This is a genomic window from Coprobacter fastidiosus (genome assembly GCF_030296935.1).
Classification (GTDB): domain Bacteria; phylum Bacteroidota; class Bacteroidia; order Bacteroidales; family Coprobacteraceae; genus Coprobacter; species Coprobacter fastidiosus.
This window is the reverse complement of sequence record NZ_AP028032.1, coordinates 1,924,982-1,938,823: the sequence shown is the minus strand read 5'-3', so window position 1 is coordinate 1,938,823 and position 13,842 is coordinate 1,924,982. Positions and strand designations below refer to the sequence as shown.

General features: G+C 39.8%; 10 protein-coding genes. 1 reads left to right on the top strand and 9 read right to left on the bottom strand.

The features are described from left to right. The first annotated feature begins 37 nt into the window (after positions 1-37). Positions 38-3,229: a chondroitinase family polysaccharide lyase gene (locus tag QUE35_RS07665; RefSeq protein WP_022603073.1), complete on the top strand. Its 3,192-nt coding sequence runs from the start codon at positions 38-40 to the stop codon at positions 3,227-3,229. 112 nt (positions 3,230-3,341) lie between these two features. Here the strand turns inward: QUE35_RS07665 and QUE35_RS07660 are convergent, their stop codons facing one another. From QUE35_RS07660 to mnmA, 9 genes are all read right to left on the bottom strand, one after another. Continuing rightward, a complete protein-coding gene (locus QUE35_RS07660) occupies positions 3,342-4,424 on the bottom strand; it encodes a phosphotransferase enzyme family protein (RefSeq protein ID WP_286260534.1) in 1,083 nt (360 codons plus the stop codon). A 201-nt stretch (positions 4,425-4,625) separates the two neighbouring features. Then, positions 4,626-5,828 carry an acetate kinase gene (locus tag QUE35_RS07655; RefSeq protein WP_022603078.1) on the bottom strand — a complete coding sequence of 401 codons (1,203 nt, stop codon included), beginning with the start codon at positions 5,826-5,828 and terminating at the stop codon, positions 4,626-4,628. A 17-nt stretch (positions 5,829-5,845) separates the two neighbouring features. Beyond that, positions 5,846-6,853, bottom strand: coding sequence for a phosphate acetyltransferase (pta, locus tag QUE35_RS07650; RefSeq protein ID WP_022603079.1), 1,008 nt, complete (start codon positions 6,851-6,853; stop codon positions 5,846-5,848). A 238-nt stretch (positions 6,854-7,091) separates the two neighbouring features. Then, entirely contained in the window at positions 7,092-8,318 is a 1,227-nt protein-coding gene (locus QUE35_RS07645; protein WP_031258960.1) for a 3-deoxy-D-manno-octulosonic acid transferase, read from the bottom strand. A gap of 50 nt (positions 8,319-8,368) precedes the next feature. Further along, positions 8,369-9,451: a lipid A deacylase gene (locus tag QUE35_RS07640; RefSeq protein ID WP_031258961.1), complete on the bottom strand. Its 1,083-nt coding sequence runs from the start codon at positions 9,449-9,451 to the stop codon at positions 8,369-8,371. Then, a complete protein-coding gene (gene gltX, locus QUE35_RS07635; RefSeq protein WP_022603082.1) occupies positions 9,448-10,965 on the bottom strand; it encodes a glutamate--tRNA ligase in 1,518 nt (505 codons plus the stop codon). Before gltX ends, QUE35_RS07640 begins: the two co-directional genes overlap by 4 nt. 97 nt (positions 10,966-11,062) lie before the next feature. Further along, positions 11,063-11,266 carry an exodeoxyribonuclease VII small subunit gene (gene xseB / locus QUE35_RS07630; protein WP_009318023.1) on the bottom strand — a complete coding sequence of 68 codons (204 nt, stop codon included), beginning with the start codon at positions 11,264-11,266 and terminating at the stop codon, positions 11,063-11,065. Between the two features lie 10 nt (positions 11,267-11,276). After that, entirely contained in the window at positions 11,277-12,644 is a 1,368-nt protein-coding gene (xseA, locus tag QUE35_RS07625; RefSeq protein ID WP_009318021.1) for an exodeoxyribonuclease VII large subunit, read from the bottom strand. Between the two features lie 21 nt (positions 12,645-12,665). Beyond that, positions 12,666-13,799 (bottom strand): tRNA 2-thiouridine(34) synthase MnmA, encoded by a 1,134-nt coding sequence (mnmA, locus tag QUE35_RS07620; RefSeq protein ID WP_022603083.1) that lies wholly within the window; start codon positions 13,797-13,799, stop codon positions 12,666-12,668. Positions 13,800-13,842: the final 43 nt, after the last annotated feature.

Genomic DNA, 13,842 nt, shown 5'->3' with positions numbered 1-13,842 from the left:
GTACTTTTCTTTCTAACCGTAAAAACACCCCTTACTCATGAAAAAAATATTTATTTCGTTTTTTGTTTTTATATTCTCCGTATCTGTCTATGGGATACAATATGATTTTGAGGACGGAGTGATTCCGACAACTATCAACGATATACAAAAAGGAACGTTATCTGTTTCGTCCGACCATGCCAAAATGGGAACAAAATCTCTTCGTTGGGATTGGACGGCTACCGGAGCGCTTTTCCGAGTAAATGATGAGGTAAATATTCCGTATGCGATTAAGGCATTCAGTAATCGGGGCGGTTTGCGAATGTGGATCTATTCTCCGAAGGCAATGCCCGGAAAATCGTTGCAATTTATATTTAGGAATAAGACGGTGCGGGTATATACATTTGACTTTAATTTAAATTTTACAGGCTGGCGTGCTTGCTGGATAGCCTTTTCGGATATGTGGGTGCCCGGAGAGTCGGATGATGTGCAGCCGACGCAACAAGATATTGACGAATTAACGATAAAAGCTCCGGAAGGGGTAGAAAGCGGTACGCTTTATTTTGACCGTTGGGACTTTTCGAGTAATATAAACAAACAAGCTACTCCGGATGCTCAAATTCCGAAAAATAATCGTTTCCTTACCCGTGATTTTTGGCACTGGGGACGGTTGTGGGAGTGGGAACAATTTTCGTATTCGGATGAATTGAAAGATCTTGTTCCTACAACGTCGGAGTTGGCCGAATTGCGTGAGATGACTACTACGGTACAAACTGCTTTATTCGGTAAGGTGAACAATACTACTATTGCGAATGCATCTTCGAAACTTTCTGCTGCGGGAATTAAGCGGGATGTTTCTACCGGTTTTATTTCGGGAAAACCTTTGTACACAGATCAGGAAAAAGAGTCTGGAGATATCGGGTGTCAGGATGTGAATGATATGATGCTCGGTTTTGCTATGGATTATTACTTTAATGGAAATTCATCGGCAGCCGAGAATTTTATGTTGGTGTTCGATTATGCTTTGGATCAAGGGTATGCTTATGGAAGCGGTATGGGGACAAATCACCATTTCGGTTATTTTAACCGGGATATGCCTAAAGCCGTGTGGATGATGAAAGATTATCTTAAGTCTGAAAGTCGTTGGGATGAGGCGTTGCAATTAATTCAATATTGGAGTGGATTGGCAGAGACCCGTCAGCCTTATGATATAAATCGGGATGAGTTGGTCGATACTTGGTACACTTTGCATTTGCCGAGACTTTATGCGGCATTGATGATCGAGGATGAGACCGAGCGATTCCGAGCTGTTAAGGGTTTGTCTGAATGGACTAACGGATCGATGTGCTATACACCCGGAACTATCGGAGGTATTAAACCGGACGGAACAGCATTTCACCACGGAGCTCATTATCCCGATTACGCCTCTTCTGCTTTTGGTATATTGGGTGATTATGCCAATTATGTGAACGGGACATCTTTTACATTGGATGCTTCGGCTCGAGCTATTTTGAAACAGGCATTTATGGCAATGGCTTCTTATTGTAATGTAAAAGAATGGGGTATAGGCGTTTGCGGACGACACCCGTTTAACCCGAACGAGTGTTCTATAAAATCGAAAAATATCAATGCATTTGCCTATTTGGCAGTAGATGGAGAAACTGTTGACAAAGATCTCGCTTCTAATTTCTTACGCATTTATGAGACGGCTACAGCTACTACCGCTATGAATAATATGAAAAAGAAATTTACGGCACTGGGAATAGAAAAGGCCGATCCTATGCAGGGCTTCTTTACTTATAATCATGCAGCTCAAGGAGTATTTAGGGGAGGAGAATGGATGGTTTCCTTAAAAGGCTTTAACCGGTATGTCTGGGGTGCGGAAATATATTATTCTAATAATCGTTATGGCCGTTATCAAAGTTATGGATCGATACAAATTTTAGATAGTGGAGACCCTGTAACCGAGGCGGACAGCCGTTTTCTGGAAGACGGATGGGATTGGAATCGGTTACCGGGAACGACAACGATTCATAAAAGTTGGTCGGCATTGAATTCTCCATATACTGATGCGACGTTGAAGCAGGATGAAACATTTGCGGGTAGCAATAATTTGAACGGGACTTGCGGGATGTTTGTCATTAAGTTGAAAGAACCGTCACATAAAAACTTTACACCCGATTTCACTGCTCGTAAATCAGCTTTTTGTTTCGATAATCGTATCGTGTGCATCGGGACAGGAATAACGAACTCCGAAAGTGCTTCTAATACGGAGACTACGCTTTTTCAACATGCTATTTTGAGCGATGACGAAGCGGTAGAATGGAATAATACCGTTTCGACAGATGCAACGATCAACACTACGGTACAAAATGCAGACGGTATGATTTTCAAGGATCAGACAGGTAATTATTATCAGGTAAAAGAACCTTTAAAAGTTATTGTTACTAAGGGCCTGCAGACGTCTGTAAATAACAAGACCAAGGCCGCAACCGAAGGCAAATTCGCTTCTGCATATATCGATCACGGTGCGGCACCTTCAGATGCTTCTTATGAATACTTGATTACCATACAACCGGATGATTCGGAAATAGTTGCATTAAAAGCTGAAGGTTATCAACCTTATGATCTTCTTCGTAAAGACGATAAGGCTCATATTGTATATGACCGTGAAACAGGTGTGACAGGCTATGCGTTTTTTGAAGAAACGACTCTCGATAATGATGATTATATTGTAAATGCAACCGGTGAAGTTATGGCCATGATCGGAGCTCCGGATGTGGATGGTCAAGTCGATATGAGTGTATGCGATCCTAATCTTAATATAGAGACTATCGATTATACGACTTCTGATCCGAGTCGTCCGGTGACTCATGCATTTGAACTGAAAGGAGAATGGTCTTTGGTTGGAGATAATGATAAGGTATCTGTAATGTCGGCTTCTACAGAAGGTAATACCCGATTGGAAATTACTTGCCAGTATGGTATTCCGGTTACTTTCAGATTAGAAAACGAAGCTCTTTTAGCCAATGATAAGACTGAATTCCGGAGTATCCGAGTATTCGGTTCGAATGGAAAATTGTGTGTGAATAGTGACGCCGCCCGAGTTCGGATATATACCCTGCAAGGTCGGATGATAGAAGAAACTGAAAAAAATGCCGGAGTTCGTTATTTTGAATTGCCGGAAGGTTGTTATATCGTTTCGGTCGAAACTTCTGGAGGGAATGTGCGTCACAAAGTGATGTTATAAAGAATAGTACGGGAAATGGTTGAGATTGGGGTATTGTTTCAACCCGTACTTAACAGAGAGCCGCTTTAAGAAAAAGCGGCTCTCTCTTGTGTTATGTGTTTGGTTCTAAAATTTAAATCAGACTTTGAATGTAATTTTGCATCTCTTTCTCGTGTTCTTCGATACTTTGCAAAAGTTTGAATTGGGCCTGAGACCGTTGCCAGTTGTGCTCGGGATATTGGATTTTATAATAGCAGTCTCCGTCAATATAATCGGTCAGGAAGCGTACAGTCTGCATATAGGTAAGTAATTTAGCTCCGTATGGAAGATTTTCTATTTCTATCGGAAGTAGAAATGACCGGGCACTTTCGATATAGCCTTTTGCGAAAGATCTGAAAATGTCCATATTGAGATTTACATTATCCAGATTTTTGTCATCTTCTTTACCGGTGTTACCGGCAGTACGGATAAAATCCCCGAAGTCGGAGAGTACGAACCCCGGCATTGTAGTGTCAAGGTCGATAACACAAAGTACTTTCCCGTTTTCATCGAATAACATATTGTTGACTTTCGTGTCGCAATGAGTAATTCTTTTGGGAAGTTTCCCTTCTCTGTAAAGACGTTCGGCTTTGCACATTTCATCACTTCGTTTTAGCAGCTCATCTACCATCCATTGAACTTTTTCCAAACGACCCGATTTATTTGAAGCGATGGCTTCCTTGAAACTTTCAAGTCGGAATTCCAGATCATGGAATTTGGGGATTGTCTCGCCTAAAGGTTCTGGAAGATCGACGAGCATTGCTTGAAATTCTCCGAATGCTTTGCCTGTATAATAGGAGAACTCTGGATTTACGGTTTCATAAGTTTTTGATTGAGGAATTAATACTGTAATTCTCCAATAGTTGTTTCCATCGAAATAATACAGTTTTCCATCCTTAGTCGGAATAACTTGTAGTGCTTTGCGTTTGATGTCCGTTTCTCCTTTCTCGATCAGTTTTTTGCGGATATGATCAGTTATGGCAACAATGTTTTTTTGTAAAAGATCTACATCTTTAAAAATAGCATGGTTGATCCGTTGAAGAACGTAGTCGTCCGTGTCAGACGATTGTGTCGTTATTTTATAAGTATCGTTAATTAATCCGCTTCCTAGGGGATCAATACTTTTTACAATACCGTCAATACGGAATTTGTCCACAATTTCGGTCAGGTTAGTCATGATATATTATTTGTATTTGGATTATAAATATGACTTGCAAATTAAGGATAAAATGCTGAAAATCCAAAGTTTTCGGTCAATATATTGTTGTAGAACATCGAAAAAAATATTGACCTCGATCTTGCTATTGATGAAAGTAAAGAGAATAAAAAAACTGTGACTCTATAAAAAGCCACAGTTTTTTTACAGTAGTTTTTATAATTAACGGTTTGAGAGAATTGCTTGTGTATCGGATGCGATCATGTATTCTTCGTCTGTAGGAATTACAACGACTTTTACTTTCGAATCAGGGGCTGATAAATCCGCTTCTTTTCCGTGAATAGTACTATTCAGTTCTTCATCGATTTTCACACCCATAAATTCGAGTTGACGGCACACTGTCGCACGAGTTACGGTTTGGTTTTCTCCGACACCTCCTGTGAATACGATGATGTCTACTCCACCTAACACTGCTGTATAAGCTCCTATATATTTTGCAATTCGGTAATCATACATCTGTAGAGCAAGTTTTGCCCGTTCATTGCCTTGAGCTATTGCAGCCTCTATTTCACGCATATCGGATGAAACACCGGATATTCCCATTACACCGCTTTTTTTGTTGACCAATGTAGAAAGTCCGTGTGCATCGAGATTTTCCTTTTCCATAATAAAAGATAGAGCTCCGGCGTCTACATCTCCACATCGTGTTCCCATCATCAAGCCTTCTACCGGAGTAAGTCCCATAGACGTATCTATTGATTTACCGTCTTTTATTGCTGTGATAGAACCTCCATTACCGATATGGCAAGTAATGATGCGTTGATTTTCGTAAGGAACTCCTAAAAATTCACATGCTCGACGAGATACATAGCGGTGACTGGTTCCGTGGAATCCGTAGCGTCGGATACCGTATTTTTCATACATTTCGTACGGAAGGGCATACATATATGCATGCTTAGGCATGGTTTGATGGAATGCTGTGTCGAATACCGCTACTTGAGGTACTTTGGGTAGTATCTTTTCTACCGCATCGATACCTTTGAGATTTGCCGGATTGTGCAATGGAGCGATGTCTATACACTCGATGATTTTTGCTTTGACTTCTTTATCGATCAATACCGATTGGTTGAATTTTTCTCCGCCGTGTACTACTCGGTGACCGACAGCTTCTATTTCATCGAGCGATTTTATACAGCCGTATTTTGCACCGGAAAGGGTTTCCAATATAAATTCAATACCTACAGTATGTTCGGGAATATCCTTTTCAAGAATAACTTTTTCTCCGGAAGGAAGTGTGAATTTTAAAAAAGAACCTTTTAATCCTATTTTTTCGATTCCTCCTTGAGCGAGAATATCCTTGGTCTGGGTATCGAATAGCTTGTATTTGATAGATGATGAACCGCAGTTCAGAACTAAAACTTTCATTTCCTTTGATTTATAGGTTATTTTTTCATTCCAATAGCTTGGTTGGCTGTGATAGCTACCATTTTATAGATGTCTTCGACAGAACATCCGCGTGACAGGTCATTAATCGGTGCGGCAATACCTTGAAGAATCGGTCCGACAGCTTCTGCTCCGGCAAGACGCTGTACGAGTTTATAGGTAATATTTCCTGTCTCTAAAGAAGGAAATACGAGGACATTGGCATTTCCTGCTATCTCACTATCCGGAGCTTTAGACATTCCTACTGCGGGAACGATTGCTGCATCGGCTTGTAATTCTCCGTCTATTTTTAACGAAGAGTCCATTTCTTTTGCGATACGGGTGGCTTCTACTACTTTATCTACCATTTCATGTTTTGCACTGCCTTTGGTAGAGAAGCTCAACATGGCTATGCGAGGTTCAAATCCGGCAAGAGTTCGGGTCGTGTGTCCTGTCGAAACTGCTATTTGGGCGAGCTCTTCGGCATTGGGATTAGGTAATACGGCACAATCGGCGAATACCATAATACCATTTTCTCCGTAGTTTTTGTTCGGCAGGAACATTAGGAAAGCTCCCGATACAACACTGACTCCGGGAGCTGTTTTTACGATTTGGAATGCTGCGCGTAAAACATTGCCTGTGGTATTTTGTGCTCCGGCGACTTCTCCGTCTGCATGACCGCTTTTGATCATCAATGCAGCAAGGAAAAGCGGATCTTCAACTTGTTTTGCAGCTTGTTCTTCTGTCATTCCTTTCTTTTTGCGGAGCTCGAATAACAAGTTGGCATATTCTTCTTTTCTTTCATGATTTTTCGGATCTACAATAATTGCGTTTCCGATGTTTTGCAATCCGTGCTTTTCGGCTAAAGCCATGATCTCTGCAGGATTACCGATTAAAGTAATGTGAGCTACTTTGTCAGCGATAAGTTTATCTGCTGCCTTCAAAGTCCGTTCTTCAGTTCCTTCCGGAAGAACGATGCGTTGCATATCAGCTTTAGCACGCGCAATAATTTGATTCATTAATTCCATTGTTGTCAGGAAGTATAAAGTTGGTTTATTTGAATTTGCATCTTGAATACGGTGCAAAAATACGAAAAAATGCTATATAGAGATAGCAATTTTGAATAAAAAAACATATCTCTATATGACAAATATGTTTAAAAATAGGGTTTTAAGTTTTTTTATAAAATTATTGATATAAGGTCGTGTGAAAATAAGAAATGTAATGTTTCAGATTTTGGGTGTTGAGATGAAATGGATGCGAATTCTATATTTCAGGATAGAGTTCTTTCAATATTTTTTTTGAAGCTCCGGAGTTATTTTGAATATATTGTCCCGCAGTAATCCCTGCTTTAGATAAAAATTCTTTATTTTTAAGAAGTCTGTCCATCACAAGTTTGAAGTCTTCTGATTTGGATATACTGAATCCTCCTCCGGCAATAATGAGTTCTTTAGCTTCCTTAAATTTTTTATGGTTAGGCCCGAAAATGACGGGAATACTATATACGGCAGCTTCCGGAACATTATGTATTCCTGCACCGAATCCTCCTCCGACATAAGCTACTTGACCGTAACGATAGATCGAGGAAAGCAGGCCGAAGCAGTCTATGATAATGCAGTCGGCTTTTTGTATATTTTTTTCATCAGCCTGTGTATACCGAATAGTAGTCCGGTTTAAACGAGATAGAATGAATTGTATATGTTCTTCATGTATTTCGTGAGGTGCGATGATAAGTTTCATCTCGGGATGCCGGTTGAAATAGTCTATGAATATTTCCTCGTCTTTCGGCCATGAACTCCCGGCGATCAGGGTAAATTTCTCTTTTGAAAATTGTTCGATAAGGGGTAGTTCTTTGGCTTGGCTGCGGATCTCTAAAACGCGGTCGAATCGGGTATCGCCTGTTACCGAAACTTTGGTTATTCCTATGTCTTTAAGAAGTTTTTTTGAGTTTTCATCTTGAACGTATAAGTGTTCAAAATTTTGCAATATTTTTCTGAAATAGCCTCCGTAAGGTCTAAAAAATATTTGTGAAGGCCTGAATATCGCTGAAATAATGTATGTAGGAATATTTCTTTTTGCAAGAGCATTCAGATAATTTCCCCAGAATTCATATTTGATAAATATAGCTTGCTTGGGTTTCAATATATTTAGAAAGCGGTTGACGTTATTAGGCAGATCAAAAGGGAGATAGCAGATCAGGTCTGCTTTAGAATAATTTTTCCTGACTTCATAACCGGATGGAGAGAAAAAGGTTATGGCTATTTTTTGTTCCGGATAATGAGCTTTTATTGCCTCGATTATAGGGCGTCCTTGTTCGAACTCACCGAGTGAAGATGCGTGTATCCATATATATCCTCCTTCTGGATCGGCATTTTGTGCAAGATAATGAAATATTTCTTTATGTCCCTGTTTCATCTTGCGAGCTTTGAGATTGCGAAAAGATGCAATATTGACAAGTTGTTTGTATGTATAAATGCCGAAATTATAAAGTATGTTCATGATTACGAAATAGACTTCTTTGAAAGGAGTTTGTGTTTATGGAATTATAAAATATTTTTCAATCGATTTTTTCCTGACGGTTCATTCCTTTTTTTCCAACTTTCATTGTTTAGATTGAATCTTACGATCAATTGTTGTTGAAGGTCTACATGAGAGCGTGTCGTATGGAAATTGACCGATGCCATGCAATTTACGAATCTGTTCCGGAAAAAATAGAAATAGATGTCGGTACGGTTATATAATTTAGCCTGATAGAAGGGGTCTCCTTGATTTAGCTGACTACCTAACTGGGGATAAAACGGCTGTTGATTGCCTCCGGCATAGAATGTGTTTTTTAATCCGATAAAGCGCCATTCTGCCAGCATCTCCGCTGTAATACCTTGAGGATGATGCCAAGTGCCTATACCCCGATTGCGTTCTAAGCTCAGTAAGTATCCGCATTGAATGGTCAGAGAATCTAAAGGGGAGACAAACCGAGTCAAGTTTAGTCCTACATAAGGATGTACGACCATATCATCGGTAACCGATTGTCCTTCCGTTGCATTTTTCGAGCGGGCAAGATGGTTCATGACGATGTTTCCTCCGGCATAGAATATACCGGGTTGCCAACGTCCGCTTCCGACTATAATAAAGGCTTCTCTACGTTTTTCGGTTTGCATTTGCCGCCAGTCTATATAGATTTCTCCGTATCCTTTATGTCCGATATATTGAAATAGAGCTCCTGTGATATTCGGACGAAAAATCGTTAAAGAATCATATTGGAGAAATGCCGGAAGGGTTTCTATCAGTTGAGTACGGGCAAATGATCCGAAAGACATCTTGAATTTGGGGCTTTCATAATGATAATATGCGGTCAGGTCAAGAGAGCCTTCGTCTTTTTTTGCTCCCATCGGCTGTATCCAGCTGCCGCCTACCATAATCCGGTGTTTGTTGTTGAGAACGCCTATCCCGATTTCCGGTGAGAGTCTGGTTCCGAAAAATGTCTGTGACGTTTGTCCCGGATATTTATACTCTCGGTTATCGAAAAATCCGGTCAGATCGACATCCCATAGTATATCTTGAGCCATTATCCCTGAAGATAAGACTGATAATATGGTTAATATCAAACTCCGTTTAATGTGTTTCATTGGAGAACTTCTATGGCTTTTTTTATCCGTTTGATGGTTTCTTCTTTTCCCAATATGGTCGTGATGTCAAACATGTGAGGGCCTTTACATTCACCCACTACGGCCAGTCTGAATGCATTCATGACATTTCCCATGTGATAATTGTTTTCGGTGATCCAACCTAACACGATTTTTTCGGTGTCTTCCGAAGCAAAGTCTGTTATGTTTTCGAGAATCTCGATCAACTCTTTCATTTGCTCGGGGGTATCTTCTTTCCATCGTTTTTTTACCGACTTCTCTTCATAACTTTCCGGGGCAATGAAGAAATAAGAAGTTTGAGCCCAAAGTTCTTTGACAAAAGAGATACGATCTTTTACCAATCCTATGATTTTGGCTGTTTTGGCAGGATCAGCAGATATCCCTTTTTCCTGTAAAATCGGCAGGAATAATTCAGTAAGTTCTTCGTTACTTTTATTTTGTATATATTTGTGATTAAACCATTTCCCTTTTTCGAAATCGAATTTTGCCCCGTTTTTACTGCATTTTTCAAGAGAAAACAATTTGATCAAGTCGTCCATAGAAAGAATTTCTTGGTCATTTCCAGGATTCCATCCCAATAGAGCAAGGAAATTTATTACGGCTTCGGGCAGATATCCTGCTTCACGATAACCAGATGATACCTCTCCGGTTTTGGGATCATGCCATTCGAGCGGGAAAACAGGAAATCCCAGACGATCTCCGTCACGTTTGCTCAGTTTTCCATTTCCGTCGGGTTTCAGCAGTAAAGACAAATGTGCGAATTCAGGCATGGAGTCTTTCCACCCGAAGGCTCTGTATAATAAAACATGCAGAGGCGCTGACGGTAGCCATTCTTCTCCGCGTATGACATGGGAAATTTCCATTAAATGGTCATCGACGATATTGGCGAGGTGATAAGTCGGCAAGTTATCGGCCGATTTATATAGAACCTTGTCATCTAAAATAGATGAGTTGATGATAACTTCTCCTCGTATAAGGTCATTGACGTGAACATCTTCTCCGGGTTCTACTTTGAACCGTACAACATATTGTTTCCCCTCAGCGATCAGTCTGTCGATTTCCTCTTTCGGAAGCGTCAGGGAGTTCCGCATCTGCATCCGAGTCGAGGCATCATATTGGAAGTTCGGGATTTCTTTTCTTTTGGCTTCCAGTTCTTCAGGCGTATCAAAAGCTATATATGCTTTCCCGTCAGAGAGAAGTTGCTCTACATACTTCCGGTAGATGTCTTTACGTTCCGATTGGCGGTAAGGGGCATGATTTCCTCCATAGCCGACCCCCTCATCGAATTTTATTCCTAACCATTCGAGAGCTTCTATGATGTAAGCTTCAGCCCCGGGAACAAATCGTTGAGAGTCGGTATCTTCGATTCGAAGAATCATATCTCCATTGTGCTGTTTGGCAAACAGATAATTATAAAGGGCGGTTCTTACTCCACCGATATGTAGTGCTCCTGTAGGACTGGGAGCAAATCGTACTCTTACTTTTCTTTCGGGCATAGTATCGTTTTTTTGAAATCAGGGGACAAAATTAACTCTTTTTTTTGATTTCCTATACTTTATTATAGCAAAGACTGTTGAGTTTGCATTTCCTATATTATGAATCGAGCTCTTCCAACATTTTTTTTATTTCTTCATCTGTTTCGAATAGTTTATCTTTACAGAATTTTAATAAAGAAAGTGACCGGTTTGTATAAGTTTTCAGTTCGTCGATTTCACATTCATTATTCTGCAGCTTGGCGACAATTTCTTCGAGCTCGGCGATTGCTTGAGCATAAGTTTGTTTTTTCTTTTCAGCCATATTTTGTAGTTTAAATAATTATAGATTCTTTTTCTCCATCTTTGAAAAGGGTTGTGATTTTATCTCCCGGATGCAATTCTAAAATACTGCGAATTACTTTCCCTGACTTTAAAGTGAGGCTATACCCCTGTTTTAATATATGTTCCGGTGATGTTAAATCTATTGTTTTACCGAGAATATCGAGATGCTGTTTTTCTGTTTTTATCTTATAAGAAATCGCTTGGCGAAGAAAAAGTTCGAGCCGAGATAATTTCGACCGTTCCTGCGGTAAAGATTTTTCGATGATTCTTGGTAATAATACAGAGAGGTTATTAATATGGATTCTTTCCTTAAATAATTGTTCGCTTGATTTCTGGATAACAGCCTGTTGTATTTTTTGAATTCTGTTTTTTTCTGCCTGTACTTGCTGATCGAGCAGACGAGGGATTCCTTGAGTGACAGTAGAGAGAAGTTTTTCTTCTTTAAGTATGCGTTGTTGCAATAGAAAAGCGATGGTATCACGAAGATATATTCGTTGTTCATCGGCCTTTTGTGTCTGGGAAATTAACCATTCAGCAGCAGCGGTGGGTGTTTTTACTCGTGTGTTAGCGACTTTGTCGATAACGGTTTCGTCCCGATCGTGTCCTATACCCGTCAATATCGGTAACGGGAATTGAGCAATATGCTGAGCTAACAAATAACTATCGAAACAGCTTAATTCTGAAGTTGCTCCTCCACCTCTGATAATGACTACACCGTCGAAATTATCCGCTTGTTCATAAATTTTTTCTAATGCAGCGATAATGGAAGATTCTGCTTGATTGCCTTGCATGACGGCTTGAAAGAGAACGGTGTAAAAAACATACCCTTCGGTATTGTTCTTTAATTGGTTTGTAAAGTCTCCATATCCTGCTGCCGTTCGAGAGGATATTACGGCAATACGTTGTGGAGGAAAAGCCCATGTCAGTTCTTTATTCATGTCGATTACTCCTTCATCGGACAATTGACGTAGAATCTCTGCTCTGTGACGAGCTATATCTCCTAACGTATATGAAGGGTCTATATCATGTACGGTCAAAGTGAGTCCGTATAATTCATGAAAGTCTATACTGACCTGAACCAGAACTTTTATACCGGCTCTGAATATTTCTCCGGTTTGTTCTTCAAAATAAGGCTTCAACATCAGGAATGTAGAAGCCCAGATTATTCCTTTTGCCTTTGCAATAATTTGGCCTGAACGACTGTCTTTTTCGGCAAATTCAAGATAACAATGTCCCGAATAATTTTCTCTTGCTTCGCTTATTTCGGCAGAGACCCAGTATCGTTCAGGAAATCCGTCATTCAGTGTTTCCCGAATCATAGAATTCAGTTCGTGTAAAGATATATCTTGAATGGCCATATTATATAAGCTTTGTAAATGTCAGACTTGTGTTTTATTCTGAGTATGTTTTTTTAAGTTATGTTGGTCCGAAATTATTCCACCGCCGATCACCTGATTGCCGGAATAGAATACAGCAGATTGTCCTGGAGTTACGGCAGATACAGGCTCTTTGAATTTAACGACTATATAGTTGTCATCTGTAAAAAATAGAGTTCCCCGAATTGCCGGACTCCGGTAACGGATTCGTATTTGAATCTCTCTGTCGGATATTTGATCGATAGGGATGTTTATAACGGGAGATTCTACAAGCATCTCGGTAGTCAGCAGATCTTCTTTATCACCTAATCTGATCGTATTTTTATACGGATTTATTTTTATTACATAGGCCGGATGTCCGAGAGCTATTTCCAAACCTTTTCTCTGGCCTATTGTATAAAACGGAAAGCCTTTATGCAGTCCCAACTTTTTTCCTTTCTTATCGACGAAAAAACCTTTGCCGATAACTTCATTCAGGTTAGGGATTTGTTGCAAGAGAAAATCTCGATAGTCATTCTCTATAAAGCATACTTCCATGCTCTCTTTTTTTTCGACTTTTTCTTTGAACCCTTTTTGAAGAACGTATGTTTTTATTTCTTCTTTTGTGATATTTCCTAAAGGAAATAATGTTCGGGAGAGTTCTTTCTGTCCGAGTCTCCATAGAAAATATGACTGATCTTTTTTCGGGTCTAAGCCTTTTTCGAGAATATACCTATTCATATTTTGGGTTATGCGTGCATAATGTCCGGTAGCAATGTAATCACATTCTAACCGATCGGCCTCATCAAGCAGATATTTCCATTTGAAATAAAGATTACACATGACACAAGGATTAGGAGTGCGTGCTCGTAGATATTCATCGATAAAAGATTGTACGACCGTTTTTCTGAATTCGTCTCTTACATCGAGTGTATAATGCGGGATGGCGAGTCTTTCTGCTAAAGATCGTGCTTCTAATACGTGGTCGGGTTCTTTTTGTCCGGGAGTGGAAAAATGAGAAGGAATATCCCACATTCGCAGTGTTATTCCCAAAACCTCGTATCCTTGGTCTTGTAACAGCATACATACGGCGGAACTGTCTATTCCTCCGCTCATCCCGACTAATACTTTTTTCTTTTCAGAAAGTTTTGTTGCCATATTTAATCTTTATGGAATTGTAATATGCAAAAATAGAAAACTT

Excerpts from the sequence above, each read along its gene's own strand:
- gltX (WP_022603082.1), bottom strand. The coding sequence starts at position 10,965 with ATGCCCGAAAGAAAAGTAAGAGTACGATTTGCTCCCAGTCCTACAGGA.
- QUE35_RS07640 (WP_031258961.1), bottom strand. The coding sequence starts at position 9,451 with ATGAAACACATTAAACGGAGTTTGATATTAACCATATTATCAGTCTTA.
- QUE35_RS07665 (WP_022603073.1), top strand. The coding sequence starts at position 38 with ATGAAAAAAATATTTATTTCGTTTTTTGTTTTTATATTCTCCGTATCT.
- pta (WP_022603079.1), bottom strand. The coding sequence starts at position 6,853 with ATGGAATTAATGAATCAAATTATTGCGCGTGCTAAAGCTGATATGCAA.
- xseA (WP_009318021.1), bottom strand. The coding sequence starts at position 12,644 with ATGGCCATTCAAGATATATCTTTACACGAACTGAATTCTATGATTCGG.
- mnmA (WP_022603083.1), bottom strand. The coding sequence starts at position 13,799 with ATGGCAACAAAACTTTCTGAAAAGAAAAAAGTATTAGTCGGGATGAGC.
- xseB (WP_009318023.1), bottom strand. The coding sequence starts at position 11,266 with ATGGCTGAAAAGAAAAAACAAACTTATGCTCAAGCAATCGCCGAGCTC.
- QUE35_RS07660 (WP_286260534.1), bottom strand. The coding sequence starts at position 4,424 with ATGACTAACCTGACCGAAATTGTGGACAAATTCCGTATTGACGGTATT.
- QUE35_RS07655 (WP_022603078.1), bottom strand. The coding sequence starts at position 5,828 with ATGAAAGTTTTAGTTCTGAACTGCGGTTCATCATCTATCAAATACAAG.